Annotated in this window: 15 protein-coding genes and 1 other RNA gene; 6 read left to right on the top strand and 10 right to left on the bottom strand. The window is 60.1% G+C overall.

What is annotated here, in order from left to right:
* Positions 1-13: 13 nt before the first annotated feature.
* A complete protein-coding gene (locus tag KF757_03625) occupies positions 14-727 on the bottom strand; it encodes an AIM24 family protein (protein MBX3322061.1) in 714 nt (237 codons plus the stop codon).
* A 70-nt stretch (positions 728-797) separates the two neighbouring features.
* Positions 798-2,126, bottom strand: a complete 1,329-nt coding sequence (locus KF757_03620; GenBank protein ID MBX3322060.1) for an ABC transporter permease — start codon at positions 2,124-2,126, stop codon at positions 798-800.
* A 31-nt stretch (positions 2,127-2,157) separates the two neighbouring features.
* On the opposite strand from KF757_03620, the gene KF757_03615 reads away from it, so the two are divergent.
* Positions 2,158-2,460: a hypothetical protein gene (locus tag KF757_03615; protein MBX3322059.1), complete on the top strand. Its 303-nt coding sequence runs from the start codon at positions 2,158-2,160 to the stop codon at positions 2,458-2,460.
* An 8-nt stretch (positions 2,461-2,468) separates the two neighbouring features.
* Here KF757_03615 and KF757_03610 read toward each other — a convergent pair whose 3' ends face one another.
* Together KF757_03610 and KF757_03605 are read right to left on the bottom strand one after the other, a co-directional pair.
* Positions 2,469-3,320: a hypothetical protein gene (locus tag KF757_03610; protein MBX3322058.1), complete on the bottom strand. Its 852-nt coding sequence runs from the start codon at positions 3,318-3,320 to the stop codon at positions 2,469-2,471.
* A gap of 130 nt (positions 3,321-3,450) precedes the next feature.
* A complete protein-coding gene (locus tag KF757_03605) occupies positions 3,451-5,799 on the bottom strand; it encodes a response regulator (GenBank protein MBX3322057.1) in 2,349 nt (782 codons plus the stop codon).
* 170 nt (positions 5,800-5,969) lie between these two features.
* On the opposite strand from KF757_03605, the gene KF757_03600 reads away from it, so the two are divergent.
* Complete coding sequence (locus KF757_03600) at positions 5,970-7,259, top strand: Gfo/Idh/MocA family oxidoreductase (protein ID MBX3322056.1); 1,290 nt, start codon at positions 5,970-5,972, stop codon at positions 7,257-7,259.
* Positions 7,260-7,305: 46 nt separating this feature from the next.
* Here the strand turns inward: KF757_03600 and KF757_03595 are convergent, their stop codons facing one another.
* Entirely contained in the window at positions 7,306-8,445 is a 1,140-nt protein-coding gene (locus tag KF757_03595) for a PA0069 family radical SAM protein (GenBank protein MBX3322055.1), read from the bottom strand.
* Between the two features lie 123 nt (positions 8,446-8,568).
* On the opposite strand from KF757_03595, the gene KF757_03590 reads away from it, so the two are divergent.
* On the top strand, positions 8,569-9,555 hold the full coding sequence (locus tag KF757_03590; GenBank protein MBX3322054.1) for a site-specific DNA-methyltransferase: 987 nt from the start codon (positions 8,569-8,571) through the stop codon (positions 9,553-9,555).
* On the top strand, positions 9,552-10,250 hold the full coding sequence (locus KF757_03585; protein MBX3322053.1) for a hypothetical protein: 699 nt from the start codon (positions 9,552-9,554) through the stop codon (positions 10,248-10,250). Before KF757_03590 ends, KF757_03585 begins: the two co-directional genes overlap by 4 nt.
* 36 nt (positions 10,251-10,286) lie before the next feature.
* Here the strand turns inward: KF757_03585 and KF757_03580 are convergent, their stop codons facing one another.
* From KF757_03580 to rnpB, 3 genes are all read right to left on the bottom strand, one after another.
* Positions 10,287-10,529, bottom strand: a complete 243-nt coding sequence (locus tag KF757_03580; GenBank protein ID MBX3322052.1) for a hypothetical protein — start codon at positions 10,527-10,529, stop codon at positions 10,287-10,289.
* A gap of 458 nt (positions 10,530-10,987) precedes the next feature.
* Positions 10,988-11,995 (bottom strand): hypothetical protein, encoded by a 1,008-nt coding sequence (locus KF757_03575; protein MBX3322051.1) that lies wholly within the window; start codon positions 11,993-11,995, stop codon positions 10,988-10,990.
* Positions 11,996-12,149: 154 nt separating this feature from the next.
* Positions 12,150-12,619, bottom strand: an RNA gene (rnpB, locus tag KF757_03570) — RNase P RNA component class A.
* Positions 12,620-12,661: 42 nt separating this feature from the next.
* Here rnpB and KF757_03565 point away from each other — a divergent pair.
* Positions 12,662-13,696: a hypothetical protein gene (locus KF757_03565; protein MBX3322050.1), complete on the top strand. Its 1,035-nt coding sequence runs from the start codon at positions 12,662-12,664 to the stop codon at positions 13,694-13,696.
* A 106-nt stretch (positions 13,697-13,802) separates the two neighbouring features.
* Here KF757_03565 and KF757_03560 read toward each other — a convergent pair whose 3' ends face one another.
* Together KF757_03560 and KF757_03555 are read right to left on the bottom strand one after the other, a co-directional pair.
* On the bottom strand, positions 13,803-14,234 hold the full coding sequence (locus tag KF757_03560) for a CBS domain-containing protein (GenBank protein MBX3322049.1): 432 nt from the start codon (positions 14,232-14,234) through the stop codon (positions 13,803-13,805).
* A gap of 104 nt (positions 14,235-14,338) precedes the next feature.
* Positions 14,339-15,631, bottom strand: a complete 1,293-nt coding sequence (locus KF757_03555; GenBank protein MBX3322048.1) for a tyrosine--tRNA ligase — start codon at positions 15,629-15,631, stop codon at positions 14,339-14,341.
* A 42-nt stretch (positions 15,632-15,673) separates the two neighbouring features.
* Between KF757_03555 and KF757_03550 the strand changes: the two genes are divergently transcribed.
* Positions 15,674-16,936, top strand: a complete 1,263-nt coding sequence (locus KF757_03550) for an RHS repeat-associated core domain-containing protein (protein ID MBX3322047.1) — start codon at positions 15,674-15,676, stop codon at positions 16,934-16,936.
* The last annotated feature ends 106 nt before the right edge of the window (positions 16,937-17,042 follow it).

Genomic DNA, 17,042 nt, shown 5'->3' with positions numbered 1-17,042 from the left:
GTTGGCGCGTGTTTTAGCCCGAAGCGTTCGTCGCGCCGGCCTGACTCTGCAAGAGTGACTCCTCGAACGGCTGAACGACGACGAACCCTGAGCCTTCGAACCGCATCTGGACGCTCTCGCCCGAACCACGTCCGAAAAAGGTTTTGAGTTGAATGTCGGTTTTGAACTCTGGCGAGAGGTTCCCGCTCCAGGCCACTGTGGCCTGAGGGTCCGTGAACACGGGCGAGCCGGGCTCGACGAGGAGGGTCAAAGGCTCGAAGTGCGTGGTCAGTGCGACCATGCCGGTTCCTTCGAGCCGCACGTTGAAGAGCCCGCCTGCGGCAATTGCCATCACCTTTCGAAGGAGTTTGATGTCCCAGTCAAGGCTTGCCTCAAAGGCCAGGATGTCATTGCCATTGATGAAGATCGCGTCGCGTTCGAGATTCAGGATTGTCACCTTCTTGCCTTGATCGGCAAGGTACAACTTGCCTCGGCCTGTGGCCTTGGTGAGTCTGGCACCTTCACCGGTGAAGGTCTTTTTGAGGGTCTTGGCCAGCCCCCGCTGAAAGATGCCTTCGCGTTCAAAGCGGATGTCGCCTCGGTACGCGATCATCGCGCCGTGCTTCATCCACACCATGTCTGCGAGGTTCACCTCGAGGATGCGCTCGCGTTCGAGCTCGAACAGTCCCTGGTCCAGATCGCGCTGTACGGTGTCGGCCAGGAAGTCGTCGATCGAATATCGGCTCATGTGCATCCTCGTGTGTCAGGTTCTCTAACTTTCTTGGAAATTGGTCTGGTTCGTTCAATCGTCTGCTGTATCAATCGTGCCTCAAGGCGACAATCGGGTCCTGCAACGCTGCCTTGCGCGCCGGATAGATGCCGAACACGAGCCCCGTGAGGGCTGCGACCACGAAAGCGACGATAATCGACCAACCCGTGATGACCGTCGGGAGAGCAGCGTCGGGTGTGATCGCCGAACCAATGAACGGGGCCTCGGGCAACAGCGGTACAAGCCGATCGAGCGCGACAGCTAGCCCGATCCCAAACCCCACACCCACAAGTCCGCCGATGCAACTGAGAACGCTCGTCTCGACCATGAACTGCGCGATGATGTGTTTGCGTGTCGCGCCCAGTGCTCGGCGGATGCCAATTTCGCGGGTGCGCTCGGTTACGTTGGCGAGCATGATGTTCATGATCCCGATTCCGCCAACAAGAAGTGCGATTGCCGCTACGGCACCGGACACGATCTGACCGGTCAAGGCGCGCTTCCGGGCACTTTCGAGCAACTCGTACGGGACGATCATCCCGATATCTGTCAGTCCAGGATGTCGCAGTTCCATGATGCGACGCAGACGATCGGCGTCTGACATGACACGTTCGCGGTCGGGCGATTCGAGAAACACCTCGGAGATTTGCACTTCGTTCCCTTGGAACGAGCCTTGCGTCCGCCGAACGACGATGTCGCCGAAGACCGCCCGTGCCGTAGTGATTGGGATATGCAGGTCCAGGTTCAGATCGCGACCGACCAGTGCAGCGCCGGCACCGCCGCTGAGTCCCACAGGTGCGAGCACGCCGACGACCTTGAACGATTTGTCATCGATGCGGATGGTTTCGCCGAGCGGATCTTCGAGGGAGAAAAACTCTTTGGCGATTTCATGACCGATCACGCATACAAGGGCACTCTGGTCGAGGTCGTGTTGTGCCAGATACCGCCCGCGTGCGACGACGAGCCCTGCAACCTGAGCCAGATTGGGGGTTGTTCCGTACGCCTGACTGACTTTGCGCCTCTGCCCGCGCAGGACTTCACTCCCGATCTCTTTGAGAGGCACGATGTTCGCTACATCACGAAAGTTGTCTTCAATGATGTCAAAGTCGCCAAATGTGATGCCGTAGGTGCTCAAAAATCCGCGCTGCTGGCCTTGGGCAGATTGGCTCTCGGGTGGCTTCTGGCTTCGCACGATGATGTTGCGAGCCCCGAGTCGCTCGATCTGTCGAAGGGCTTCCTGCGTTGAACCTTCACCGATGGCGACCATGGTGATGACGGCCGCGACGCCGAAGATGATCCCGAGTGCTGTGAGTGTCGAACGCAACAACTGCAAACGCAGATTCGCCAGCCCCAACTTGATTGTCTCAATGAGAAATGTCACGCCCGATCGTATGCACTCGTACACTCTCTGCGTGTCACACCCGTCGCATAGCAATTCCACCCGCGTTGACCTCTCGTGCGAAGCCACTACCGCGCAGGGCTGGTCCTATATCGCGGAAATCACGCATCCTGATGGCACGTGTTTTCCCGCCACGGTGCGTCTGAGCTGCGCCGACTATGAGTTCTGGTGCGGCGGGATCGAGCCGCCGGCAGCCGTGGCCGAACGCGGGATCCGCATCGCCCTCGAATCGCTCGAGACGCTGCCTCAATCCTTCGATGTTGCCGCCTTTCGCCGCCGCATCGAAGGCTTCGATGACCGCATGCGCCGCGCCTGAATCGGGCTCTAGTGGTCACTGGCCAGATCGATCTGGCCGACCGCACGGCACAGGTCGGCTTGAGCTCCGCGCCCGAGAAGCTCAGCGATGGCTCGCCGCCCCCGCTCGCCCATATCCTGAGTCAGTGCGCTGACATACATCGCAAGATATCGATCGACGAGGGTTGCATCATCCCATTCCGCCCGGTCGCCACGATTGGCGCGCAAGTGCTCGCGACTTTGGATCGGGTGCGAAACGGCGTGCTCCACTGAAGCGGTCAGTACGCCATCGAGCACCTTGACGGTGCCCGGGCCGAATCGTGCATCAAGATCACGCCGCACAACATTGAGCCCGAGTGGCAGTGGCAACTCCGTCTGAGTCGCCCACCACACGCCGAGGTTTGCGACTTCGGTGAGACCGAGCGATTCGTGTGTCAACTGTGCCTCATGAATCAGGAGACCCGCATCAACCTCGCCTCGCATGACCGCGCCGGGAATGTCGGAAAACAACATTTCCACAGCCTCGAAGGAGTCGGCTCCGAGCATCAATCGCAGGACCAGGTACGCCGTCGTGTTCACTCCGGGCACAGCGATGCGCTTGCTGCGCAGCGCGTTGACCCCGCCATCGGCATGCTCTGCCCGCACCACTACACGAGGCCCGTAGCCTTCGCCGAATGATCCGCCGCTGCGTGTGATGACGTACCGATCGGCCACTACCGGATACGTTGCGCAACTGATCGCCGTTACTTCGTACCCGTTGCGCTCCTTACCTGCGACCATTTTGTTGAGTTCCTCGACATCCCGTGCTTCAAGCGTGAAGACGAACCCACTCGTGTCGATGGCCGGTCCGCTGCCACCCAGCCCGACGAGCGGCCACCACATCACGACATCGTCGGAGTCCGGTGAATGTGCTAGGCGAATATTGATACTCATGCTTCACGCATGGTACGCAGAGTTCATGGGTGAGCCAGCACACCACCGACGGGTCTTGGGCCGGCTCGTCGTTCACTGCTTACGCTGCCCATGTGCTCAATCGACGACTGCGCTGGGCCGCTTCGACACAGATTTCCATCAGTTTGGCCTTGTCAATGGGTTTGCTGGCGTATGCGTCACACCCGGCTTCGAGGCACCGGGCTGCGTCGCCGCTCATCGCATGGGCCGTCAGTGCCACGATCGCCAGAGACCACCCTCTCGCGCGGAGTACTCGTGCCAGCGAGTACCCATCCATCTCCGGCATCTGCATGTCCGTCAGCAACAGATCGCAGGGCGGGGGATCAATCAACTCGCCGTCAATCGTGCCGTCGACTGTCAAAGCTTCGAGTGCCAATCGTCCGTTCTCGAATGATCGGATTTCCGCACCGGCTTTGGTTAGGTGAAACTCAATCAGTCTTCGATTGTCCGGCCCATCTTCGGCCAGGAACACGCGCACGCCTTGCAACGCACGCGCATGTATATTCCTTGTGATTTCACAGTCGGTTTCATGTTTCGCCAATCGCAAAGCGTGCGGTTCGAGCAATGGCACACCCCCAATCGGCCCGGTTTCGACACTCGCTGTAAAAACACTTCCCTTGCCAGGAGTGCTCATGACCGTGACATCGCCACCGAGCAACTGCGCCAGCGTTCGGCTGATGCGCAGCCCCAGCCCTGTGCCGCCGAACTCGCGCGTCGTCGAAGCGTCTGCCTGCTCGAACGCGCCGAACAGCCGGGACAAGCACTCGGGTGTGATGCCGATGCCAGAATCGTGCACACTCACGATCAACTTCGGGCGCTCGGCCTGGGCCTCATCAATTCCCACTCGCATGATCACGCTTCCGTGTTCGGAAAACTTGATCGCATTGCCCACAAGATTCAGCAGAATCTGCCTCAGACGCACAGGATCCGACCGAATGGTCTGAGGGAGCGGCGTGCACTGTTCAAGTTCGAGCGTGATTCCCCTTTCCTTCGCCTTGACGCTCAGAAGTGATTCAACTTCGAGCATCAGCGATCGCGGATCAACCGGAAGTTGCTCGATCGTCAGCTTGCCAGCCTCGATCTTCGACAGATCAAGAATATCGTTGATCACACTGAGCAGGTAATTGCCGTTACGCTTGATGGTTGTGACGAACTCGAGAAACTCACCACGCCTGTCGGCATTCATGTCGAGATCGGCAATCAGGTCGGCAAAGCCCAGAATGGCCGTCATTGGTGTCCGAATTTCGTGGCTCATGTTGGTCAGGAACTCGCTTTTGGCGCGGCTTGCAATTTCGGCGCGCGAGCGGGCGGCTTCGGCCTCTGCGCGAAGGCAGATCGAGGACGCCAAAAGCAGGCTTGTCCACCCACTCAAGAGGAGTAGTGCTCCGATTGATGCTGGTATGGCCGCTGTCCACAGGCGTTCGGCCCTCGCCGCGGCATCGACCCATGTGCGAGGTACCGAGGCCATGATCGTGATGCCTCCGCCGTCAATCGTGCGAAGGCGTTCGACCCTGAAGAGACCTATGAAAGTCCCGGATCGCTGCATGATTGAATGCACGCCATTTGCATGTGCGAGTGGAGCCACAATAGATGCAAGTTCTTCATTCGACACAGGCTGGTCGTCGATTCCTTCAAGAATTCTTTCGTCAAAAATCAGTCCACTGTCCGAGACGTACCACGCCGCACCGCCGATGTGCCGAAGGCTTGAGTCATCAATCAGTGAATGCAGCCGTTGAAACACGAGGCGCGTACTCACCACCCCCAGTTTCTGACCCGCCGCATCGACCGCGGGAACGGAGTGCGCGATCGACAAACCTTTGGAGTCAAAGAGTGCTGGCGTGATGTCGCACGATGTCTGGAACTCCAGGACATCTGTCGACGAGTCATTTCCCACGCAACCTGCGATGATCGGCCGTTGTGACAGGTCTTGTCCAGTGATGCGGGCAACGCGCTCCGCAGCGATAGGCTCGCCATTCGCATGGATCGAGTTGATCGCCAGGATGTGGCCCGCAGAATCGAAGAGCGCGATCGCATCAAAGCCGGGTTCATGAAGGATCAATTCGTTGCACAACGCTGCTGCTGTCGCGCGATCGGCGGTTCCTAGGGCATGATGAACTCGCGAGTCTCCAGCGATCTTCGCGGTCCGCGCCATCGCAGGCTCCACCGTGTCAAGAATGCGCTGAGACAGGTCGATGCCGAACTCGCTAAGCGTTCGTGCAGCGATCCCTTCGCTGCGCAGGTGGTCATTGGTGACATCGAGTGCTGTTCTGACGGCAAGGACGATTGCCAGCGCTCCGCCCGCAACGAGCATCACGCAAGCACCTTGCAGCAGGCGTGCACGCTTTGGCACCGGAAGCGTGCCACTTCCCCCAGCGCCTGCCATCAGCTTGTTCGGGTTCGAGATGCGCATCACATCTCAAGTATCGACGGATTCTCATGCACTGTTTGGTTCTTCGTTGCTGGCATAAGTTCGATTCCTGAGCCTGTTGATGGGCACTAACCCTTATGAGTTTGAATTTACCCCCAGCTACGTACGAACTTGCGGCAGTACCCTATCCTCTTGGCTCAAGGAGTCACCCTATGTCACCCACTCGCCGCGAATTCCTCAAAGCCACTGCCGCCACAGCGACCGTTGCGGGCTTGACCCCATTCTCGCTTTCACGTCCGATTGCCCCTGTTGTGGGCTCAGATGAACTGCGCATTGGCGTCGTCGGGGCTGGCGGGCGAGGGCTTGGGGCGTGTGTCGATAGCCTTTCGAGCAGCGAAGGTGTACGGCTTGTCGCGATCGGCGATCTGAACTTCGACCTCTGCCGCCGGGCGCGCGACACGATGAAAGGCACGCAGGTAGCGGGCCAGGTGGATGTCAAGGATGAGTCGCTCTATTCGGGCCTCGATGCCTACCGCCAGGTGATCGCACACCCCGAGGTCGATCTTGTGTTGTTGACGACCAGCCCGGGCTTCCGACCGCTTCACATCGCTGAAGCCGTTGCAGCTGGTAAGCACGTCTTTGCCGAGAAGCCTGTCTGCGTCGACGCCCCCGGCTATCGCGTGTGTGTCGAAGCACACGACAAGGCTTTGGCGCAAGGCACCGCGATCGTCACCGGGACCATGTACCGCCGTCAGCCTTCATATGTCGAAGCCGTCAAACGCATCCATGATGGCGCGATCGGGCGCATCACAGCCGGGCTCGCCTATTACTGCTCGACCGGCATCTGGTATCGCGACCGTCAGCCGGGCATGAGCGACATGCAGTATCAACTCTCGAACTGGTACCACTTCGTCTGGCTTAGTGGTGACCAGATCGTCGAGCAGGCGGTTCACAATATCGATGCCATCAACTGGATCATGGGCGGCCCACCGGTGCGAGCGTTCGGCTCGGGCGGCGCAATGACCCGCCCCGACGATTCCGAGATTTACGACCACATCGACATTGACTACCACTATGCCAATGGTGCTGTCGTGAGTTTCAAGTGCCGCCAGATTCCGGGTTCACAGCCGCGCGTCATCAACACGATCTTCGGCTCCGAAGGCGTCGCGCACGTCAACCCGGAGCGGTCATGGATCGCCGACCACGCAGGCGAGCGCTCGTTCGAACTGCGTCACAGCGGCAACAATCCGTACGTCCGCGAGCACACCGACCTCATCGATTCCATCCGTGCCGGGAAGCCGATTGTCGAATTGCGCGAGTGTGCCGAGAGTTCGCTCACTGCCGTGATGGGTCGCATGGCGGCGTATTCATGCCAGGAAGTCTCGTGGGACTTTGTGACACAGTCGAAGCACGATCTCATGGAGCACGAAGCCGCGCTGACGTTCGACACGCCGATCGTGTCGCCCGGCATGCAAGTTCCGGGGCAGTATCGCCTGAACTGAGAGCGTCCGCTTGACGTGCGTGCAGGTATAAAAAGTCAGGTGCGGGTCACTCAAACAGACGCATCTGCCCCGAGCTCGGAGGTCGGAAGGATGCTCCACTCAATGGCGTGAACTTTTCACTTATGCCGTAGCGACGCGAAAAGACCTTGAAAGTCTGGCGGATTTGTGCAGCCAGCACTCCGGTGCCTCGGCCGCGCAGGCTGCGCACGCTCGAGTCATACAACCGCCCGCCCTGCGTCGCGCGGATGTGCGCCTCGACTTTCGCCGCCCGCGACGGATGCACACTGCGCGCGAGCCAGTCCAGGAACACTTCCTTGACCTGCCACGGCAGACGCAGCAGGATCCATGTCACCCCGACCGCGCCCGCTTCGGCCGACGCTTCGAGAATCGCAGGCACTTCAGTATCTGTCAGCCCTGGAATCACCGGAGCGATGTTGACCGTCACAGGCACACCCGCCGCCGTCAGCTCGCGGATCGCACGCAGCCGCGCCGACGGAGCAGAGGCTCGCGGCTCGAGCGCACGCGCCAGATCATTGTCCAGCGTCACCAGCGTGATCGTCACCCGCCCCGCTCCGAACGCAGCGAGCTTCGCCCACAGATCGCAATCGCGCAGCACCATTGCGCTCTTGGTCATGGTCGAGACGGGCTGGCGACAGTCGGCCAGCACTTCAAGGCACTGCCGCGCGAGGCGCATCTCGTGCTCGATCGGCTGGTAGATGTCCGTGATCGCGCTCATCACGATCGGTTCGGCCTTCCATGATGGTGCTGCCAGTTCGGCTTCGAGAAGTTGCGCCGCGTCGGGCTTGGCGACCAGTTTGGTCTCGAAGTCGAGCCCGCAATTGAAGCCGAGGTATTCGTGATAAGGCCTCGCATAGCAATACACACACCCATGCTCGCACCCGCGATACGGATTGAGTGTCCAGTCGAACGGCATATCGCTCGCGCGGGAGACTCGGTTGATGATCGTCTGCGTGCGGTCGGCGTAGACTCGCCGCTCGACACGCACAGGCTGCCCATCCTCTTGTTCGCGCTCGACCATCTGCCGGTCGAGCTCTTCGCCGAGGATCGAGAGGCTGACCGTCTCAAACCGATTGCCGGGATTGACCCCCGCGCCGCGGCGGTGAGCAGGCCCCTGAGGCAAAGCGTGGCGATAGGCGAAGTCGGGATCAGGAGCGGCGGGAGGCATTCCGTACAATAGCCGAACAAAAGGCAGAGTCAAGCGACGCGACGTACGCCCGTGTGTCCAGTCTTTGCAGTGGGTTGGAAAGGAAAGGCAGCCATCCCGGTCGGGTACTGTTACAATGGCCCAATGAAACCAGCCGAAACAGCGCCTGCATCCGTAGATCCCGTTCGTGTTCTGCTTGCGGAACTGGTCGGCAAGGAGAAGCTGGACCTGACAATCCCAAAACTCGCGCGCGATCCGGCAGCCATCAGAAAGATTGAAGCCGCCGTGCGTGAAAAAGAGACTTCTCACGAGCTCATCCTTGGCGATGCTCGAAGAGCCACCCGTCTGGAGCCCAACTCCGTCCATCTTGTCGTCACCAGCCCGCCGTATTGGATCCTCAAAGAGTACAACGATCACGAAGCCCAGCTCGGGCATGTCGCAGACTATGAGGAGTTCATGGCAGGACTCGACGAGGTCTGGACCAACTGCTATAACGCATTGGTGCCGGGCGGGCGACTCATCATCAATGTGGGGGATGTGTGTCTGTCTCGCCGACGCAACAACGGTCGGCACACCGTGGTTCCGCTCCACGCCACCATTCAGGAACGCTGCAAAGCGATCGGCTACGACAATCTGGCTCCGATCATCTGGCACAAGATCGCCAACGCCAACTACGAAGTGTCGGGCGGAGGCGGATTCCTCGGCAAGCCCTATGAACCTAACGCCGTCATCAAGAATGACATCGAGTTCATCCTGATGCAGCGCAAGCCTGGCGGCTATCGCAGCCCGACCAGTGAAGAACGCATCCTCAGCATCATCAGCAGCGAGAACTACCAGACATGGTTCAGACAGATCTGGTCCGACCTGCGCGGCACATCGAATCCGCGACACCCGGCACCATATCCACTCGAGTTCGCCGAACGTCTTGTTCGCATGTTTTCCTTTGTCGGAGATCGTGTGCTCGATCCATTCATGGGCACGGGCACAACCAATCTCGCCTGCGCACGCTGGGGACGCAACAGTATTGGAATCGAGCTTGATCCGGCGTACTTCGGACTGGCCAAAGATCGGCTCGCGGCTCACGGAAGTGATCTGTACCTGACTTCGACCATCACGACGAGGGTTGCATGAAGGATCTCGAGCAGCGCGTTCAGCTGGCTGTGGCATCGTTCTGGAGCACGCGCAGCAATCAATCCAGCCGTCAGATTGCAGACCCCGACCGCGGAGCCCGAAGTGCAGTCACCGGCGGCAAGCAAATGAATGGCTTCGTGTCGCTCGTTCGCGCGTTGCTCATCGAGGCGGGCGTGCCTGAGTTCTGTATTACAACCGATCGAATGGTTGAACTCCCCGGCTGGTATCGAGCCGAGAAAAAGTGGGACCTCATTGTCATGCACGAGCGTGAGTTGCTCGCCGCGCTCGAGTTCAAGTCGCAAATCGGGCCATCCTTTGGCAATAACTTCAACAACAGAACCGAAGAAGCTCTCGGCAGCGCTACGGATATCTGGGCAGCATATCGGGAAGGCGCTTTCCGTCCTTCACCCCGGCCATTCCTCGGCTACCTCATGCTGCTCGAAGATTGTCCTCGATCGCGATCTCCCGTGCGTGTGTCCGAGCCGCACTTTCCCGTCTTTAACGAGTTTCGTGGAGCGTCGTATGCCGATCGGTATGCGTTGCTCATCGAAAAACTGGTGCGGGAACGACTCTATGACGGAGCGACGTTCATGCTGAGCGCTTCCGACGGATCATACTCCGAGCCACATCCCGAACTGACCTTCGAACGCCTCGTCACCCCACTCATTGCACATGCTTGCTCGCGCATTTCGTGACACGTATCGCTCGAGAATCAGGCTGCCCACCTCTTTTCATCCGACTCCCGCCGCCACCGATGCCCATCGCGTTGCGTTGCCAGCCAGATGCGGGCTGTTTGCAAATGACGCACAGTTCGTCCTCCGACATGCGACCAACACACGCCGGCCCCGCCGTCGGTACACATACACCCCCTCGCCGCGCCGCGACGAAGGCTCGCGCCTCCACACCATCACCACCAGCAACTGCAATCCCACGACCGCGAAGTTCGCAGCCAGCACCATCAGTTCAGTGCGCACAGCACAACTCCTCTCACGCCCCGGCCCCAAGGCCGATCGACGAAAGTTCCACAACGAAAAAACCCCGGAAACCAGTGCTTCCGGGGTCATGCAGAACAAAGACTGTTCGGTCTCACCTACATCGGAAGCACCTTGATGTCAGTAGTATCAATGAGATCGACGGAGTACGACGGCCTCACCGCAGCAAAACCGCGGCCGAGCGTGTCGGTTCCAGCGATGTATTGCTTCAAATGTTCCATCGGCATCTCCTTTCAAGGCGTCCCGGCACAATGCCGCGACCATCGGCTGCGAATATAGCGAGCATTTGTCCAGAAAGCAACGCGTCAATCATCAAATTTCTACGCCACCAAATTCTGAATTCGAATCATTCTGGACCCAACCCCAGTTCGAACTGGGAAAAGTCGATGCGCGCCAGGGTTTGCTCAATCGCGACCACCAGACCCGTCGGAGCGGCGCAACTAAACCTGAAGCATATCTCTCGCGATCTCTTGCACATCCTTGCCAAGGTGCGCAATGGCTGCGTCTTCGGCATCGACCCCATCCTGCACGCACGCCCGTGCAAAGGCAAAGAAGTCGCCGGGTCGTGTCGACAGCAGCGAGCGCGTGATTGCCTCTGCCAGGTTGTATGACAATTCCTGTTCCTCACCATCCGGCGAATGAAACGTCTCACCCGATGCCAGGCCATCGAATCCGATCTCACTCCAGAGTTGCATATGTCTCTCTCGCATCTCGCGGCTGAACACAAAATTTGAAACGCCCGTCACGCGCTCTTCCATCATCTGGGTTAAGCCCTCTTCTGCCCAAAGTGGAAGTCCGGCCCCGAGACGACCTGCTTCCGTGATCGGCACAAGAGCGTGATGTGCCAGCTCATGAGCGATCGCAGCGTTCACCGAGTACCGTGTCTGTGCGTTGATGATCAAGGCCGCACAGTTGGAAGGCGATTCTCGCAGATATACACCGCCCGAAGTCGCAAAGGCTCCTTCATCGTAATACGCAGAAATGAACGAGTAGTACTCATCAGCCGTGGCTAGCACGATAATCGCAATCGGCGGAATTGGTTCATCTCTCACACTGCCTCGAATGGAAGCGAACGCTTCGCCAATGACATGAAGCGATCGCTCGGCGTAGGAAGCCACGCGCTTGCCGATCGTGCCCTCCAATGGAGCCAGTCCTTCGACAGCCCAGCCGCGCCAGCGCCTCGAATCAGTCGGCATCGCGTCGCGCAGTTCATCCAGCCAGGCTGCCACAATGGCCCGCGCGAGTTGACTCGCCGCAACTTCATCCTTGTTCGACTCCCTTTCAATCATGGTCCACGCGGCAGCCCAGTCCAGGTGCGGCAGGTTCTCTTCGATGCGCAGCAGGTGGGCGATCCGCTCGCGTTCTATCGTCGGCAACTCAATCCCAATCGACGCACCATCGTCGCGCCCTTGGGTCAACGACAACAAACGCATGAGTTTCCTGATCATCACACACATGATACCAAAAGCCGAGCTGCCCAAGCAGCCTACCGGGCACTGTGCTGCCACGGACTTGCTTTTTAATTCAAGTGTCACATCACATCGCCACCCACACAAAAAGGCCGCGGGCCTCACGAGTTTTCCCCGCAAGGCCCGCGATCGCGGCCGGACGCAGTCTGTAAGCCGAGTTCTGTCGCCTCGGTGGTTTCGATTGCTCGACCTGCCGATGCGGGCGACCATTTCTCTGCCCGTGCCGTTGCTGGCAGCGGGGGGGAGCACGCTCCCCTGCACCCTACCCGAACCCACGATCCCCGGACCAGGGACGCAGCCGCCCGAAGGCAACTGCGGGATTCTGCTTGGGCTTGCACGCGATGGGGTTTGCCATGCCCCGACGGTCACCCGCCGGGCGGTGCGCTCTTACCGCACCCTTTCACCCTTGCCTGTGTCGAGCGTCGGCAAGCCGAACACGCGACCATCGGCGGTTTGCTTTCTGTGGCACTTTCCCTCGCCCGCGACCGCACTCTTGCGAGTCTGTTCGGGCGGGTGGGCGTGACCCACCATCGTGTCCTCCCGTGCTCGGACTTTCCTCATGCCGGGAACAACACACCGACACGCGGCCGCCCGACTGCGTCTGTCACCATCACCATAGCCCCGACACGCTTACGATGCGACGCCATGGCCAAGTTCATCAAAACCCTGTGCTGGATGCGTTCTGAGCAAGTGCCGCTCGTGCGAGAGATCGCCGCACTGGCATCCATGCACTTGGTTTCGGTCGGGACCGGAGAAAAAGGCCGGGCCTCGGCATTGGCAGCCGAACTTGCTGACCTCTCGCCCGCTGCGCCAAGCCCTCCCGCAGCACACGACGACCTCCGGGCTGCAATCTCGGTCACCGAGGCCTCGCTCGTGCTGCTGGCCGATGCTGCGGGGTTCGGCGAGTCGCCCGCCGACGCTGCCGCGCTCGAAGCCGCCGCACGGCGTGGCGCGCGCATCGTCTCCTTCGAGTTTCTCCCGCCAACCACCGCAACACTGGCCAGCACCGCATGGCAGGTGCCCATCGAAGGCGTGCCACTGTGGGATATCGTGCGATCGGCCGCTGCGGTCGAAGCGGCCGCGCCGATGCGCGAGGGTCTGGCAGCCCTTGAAAACTTTGGCGAAGTCTCAGCCGTGGCTGTGCTCTGCGCCGCATCCCCCAGTGCCGGCTCACTGGGCGCGCGCCTGGCCAGTGCGATGGAACTCATCCACACCATTGTCGGCGAGCCCGAACTCATCAGCGCTTCGCATGTCGCCCCCGCCGAGATGCGCGGCCTGCGCATGGGCTCGCTGCCCGAAGCTCATGGCACACTCTCAGCCACACTGCGCTTCGACGCAAATCGCTCCGCGAGTGTCCTGGTCAGCAATCAGACCGGGCCTTGGCACCGCGGCGTGACAATCCTCGGCCCGGGCGGGCGGCTGCGCCTCTGGGATGAAGGCTTCGTCTGGACCGCACCCGATGGCCGCGTGCTCGATGAACAACGCAGCGCAAGCGCGCCCAGCGATGTTGATCCTGCCTCGCGCCTGATCGCTGCTGCAATCGCCGCCGCCTCTGAGCCTCCCGCGAGTCGTGCCGTGGCCCCAGCCATCCTCGCGATGGCCGAAGCCGCCATGCTCAGCACCCGCACCGGCCAGCCCGAAAGCCCCGCCACGCTCCGCCGTGCCGCCGAAGCACCGTGATCCGGAACTGTCCCGTAATGCGCCAGCCTTGAAGAGCCCCTGGCGCAAGCCAGGGGGCCGCAGTCCGTCCAACACATCAAGCCCATCATCGACTCTCGCCTCGCACTCACGCCTGCGAGATATACGCCTCGAGCATGTCCAGCGTCGTGCACAACTGATGGTTCTCGAAGGCGTTGAGATCGCCGATCGAGATGATGCCCACCAGCCGATCATGTTCACACACCGGCAGGTGGCGAATGCGCCGGTCGCGCATCACAGCCTTGGCCTGACTGATCGAAGTCTTGGGGCTGCACGTCAGAACGTCGGCCGTCATGATCTCGCGAACGCTCGTCTCCATCGGATCGCGCTGCGTTGCCACCACGCGCCGCATCACGTCGCGCTCCGTGACAATGCCGACGAGCTTCGACCCATCGAGCACCACCAGCGAACCGATGTGATGATCGTTCATCCGCTGGGCCGCGGTCAGAACAGTGTCGGTCGGCGCGACCGAATGCACACTCTGCCCGCCTTCTCCAATGATCTGCCTGACGGTATCCATGCGAACCTCCTTGTTATGGTGCTCCTCCGTGCGCCACCCTCAAGTATCGCAATGACCCAGCCGCCATGCAAGCAAAATCCGCCGGAATCGGCCGATTATTGGCCTCACGCCCACCGCGTCAGGTGCCACTGCTTCTTGCCCCGCCGCAGCGCAATCAGCGATCCAAACAGGAGATGATGGCCCGAAATGCGCGTCTCAGGCCCGATCTTCTGTCCATTGACACTCACCGACCCATTCGCCACAAACTCCCGCGCCTCGCGCTTGCTCGAAGCCAGTTGCGTGCTTACCAGCAGGTCCACCGGATCGATGCCCGCCGCAAGCAGCGCCGCAGCATGATCGCTCGATGGCACGCTCGCAAACACCTCGCGCAGCGTCGCCTCATCGAGCGTGTCGATCTCGCCCGAGAACAGCGCCTTGCCCGCCGCCTCAGCCTGCTCGGCCGCCGCGCGCCCGTGCAGAATCGTCGTCGCCTCCATCGCCAGCACGCGCTGCGCCTCGCGTTTGCCCGGGTCGGCCGCGTGCGACGCCGCGATCGCCTCGACCCGCTCGCGCGGCAGAAACGTAAACACCTTGAGCCAGTTCAGCGCATCATCATCGCTCGCATTGAGCCAGAACTGGTAGTATGCGTACGGGCTCGTCCGCTCGGCCGTCAGCCAGATCGCCCCGGTCTCGGTCTTGCCAAACTTCCCGCCGTCCGCCTTGGTGACCAGAGGCCAGGTGAGGCCGAAACATGCCCCATGCGCCTCACCCTCAGCCGCATAAACCCGCCGAATGAGATCCATCCCCGCCACGATATTCCCAAACTGATCACTCCCGCCAAACTGCACCGTCACGCCCTCTTCGCGAAACAGGTGCAGAAAGTCATACGCCTGCAGAATCATGTAACTGAACTCGGTGTACGAGATCCCCTGCTCGCGGTTGTGCAGCCGCTCGCGCACCGATTCTTTCTGCATCATCATGTTCACGCTGAAATACTTGCCGATATCGCGCAGCGCATCGATATACGAGATCTTCGTCAGCCAGTCCGCATTATTGCGAATCACAAACGCCGGCCCATCGACGCTCCCGAGCACGCGCTCGAAGATCGGCCTCTGCTTGCGCACATTGTGCTCCACAGTTTCGGCCGTCATCAGCGTCCGCTCGGCGCTCTTGCCCGATGGGTCGCCAATCAGCCCCGTGCCGCCGCCCATGACCACCACCGCCTCGTGCCCCGCCCGCTTGGCGTGCGCGAGTGCCATGATCGTGACCAGGTTCCCGATCGTCAGACTGTCAGCCGTCGGATCGAGCCCGGCATAGATCTTCCGCACCCCGCCCGCCAGATGCGTGCGCAGCCCGGCCTCATCGGTCACATCCTTGATCAGCCCGCGCCACTTCAGTTCATCAAGAAAATCACTCACCATAGGCCCCAACGATAGCGCGGCCGATATACTGCCAGCAGCATGTTCAGCGTCCGACGCATCATCGGCGACGACTGGGGCAGCACGAGCCATTCGGTGTGGCTGCGCGAGCGGGCGAGCCTCGAGTTGGACTACGCGGCCTACGGCGAGCCGGACGCGATCGTGGGCCTGTCGACCGATCCGTGGATGGATCTCACCGGCGACGGCGAGGTCGATATCTTCTTCGACATGCAGGCGTTCATGGCCCACCTGTCGGCTGAGGATCCCGAGGCGGATCGCAACAACGACAGCGAATGGGATTTTTATGACGTGCAGTTTTTTCTGGCGGACCTGTCGACGGCGCTGCAGCCGCTGAGCCCGACGGGCAGGCGGAACGCTGAAGAGAACCCGTTCGGGCTGGCGGGCTACCGCCACGACGCGATCACAGGGCTGTACCATGTGCGGCACCGCGTGCTGGACCCGGAGCAGGGAAGGTGGCTACAGAGGGACCCGGCGGGGTTTGTGGATGGGGGGAGTTTGTATCTCTATGCTGGCGGTACGCCGATTCTCGCGAGTGATCCTATTGGACTGTGGGTTGTGAGACGCAATGGTCAACCAACCGCGACTGCCAGAACGGAGGCCAAGGGCGCTAGAGGGTCTGATGATGATTATGATACGATTTTTGAGCTGGCCTCGGAACTGGGCTTGGAACATGGGAAATTTTCAAAGTGGATTTCTTCCCATCCGCAGCCAGTGAAGACTGTTCATCGCGGCGATGTATCTTTTCGCGACATTTCGGGCTCCGATCAGTTGTGTCCAGACCAGAATTTCTCGATTCCCAATACGATTTTCACATTTCGTACTCGACTCGAGATTCGAAAGAGGCAAATTGATCAGATGCGTGCACATAAATATTACGTCTTAACGGTCAGCGGATCAGGTCGCGGTGTATTGTTGTACCAGTGGATGATGGCGAGCCGGCGAGGAGAATTGTTTGGTATATACCTTGACGCCCACTCCGATGGCAGCAACTGGTGGGAAAATCATATCATGGAGAACAGGCCAATTTCCTTCAGTCAAATGGCAGGTTTGGCCGGATACGGCTTATCGGTTGGTTATATCGCTGCATGTGATTGTGGATGGGATCCGTTCAGAACGACCCCGTACTTTCACTTTGCACACGATCTTCTTATGTCAACAAACCATCGAGACTATTATCCTGACTTTGTTCCCTCTGGTACCTATGACGGCGAGTTTATTCCGTACCTGCATGATGATCGAAATAGGATTCGTCGAGAATGGGGTGATCCAAGAGCTATTCGATGAACCTTTCATGCCGCCTATATCTCAGTATTGTCTTTGTGTCCTATTACCTTTTGGGTTGCTGCAATCCGTCAACCCCGGCCCAATTGCCGTCGCAATTCCCCACTCC

This window comes from Phycisphaeraceae bacterium, from assembly GCA_019636795.1.
Lineage (GTDB): Bacteria > Planctomycetota > Phycisphaerae > Phycisphaerales > UBA1924 > JAHBWW01.
The sequence above is the reverse complement of the archived record's forward strand: the minus strand, read 5'-3'. Positions and strand labels throughout refer to the sequence as shown.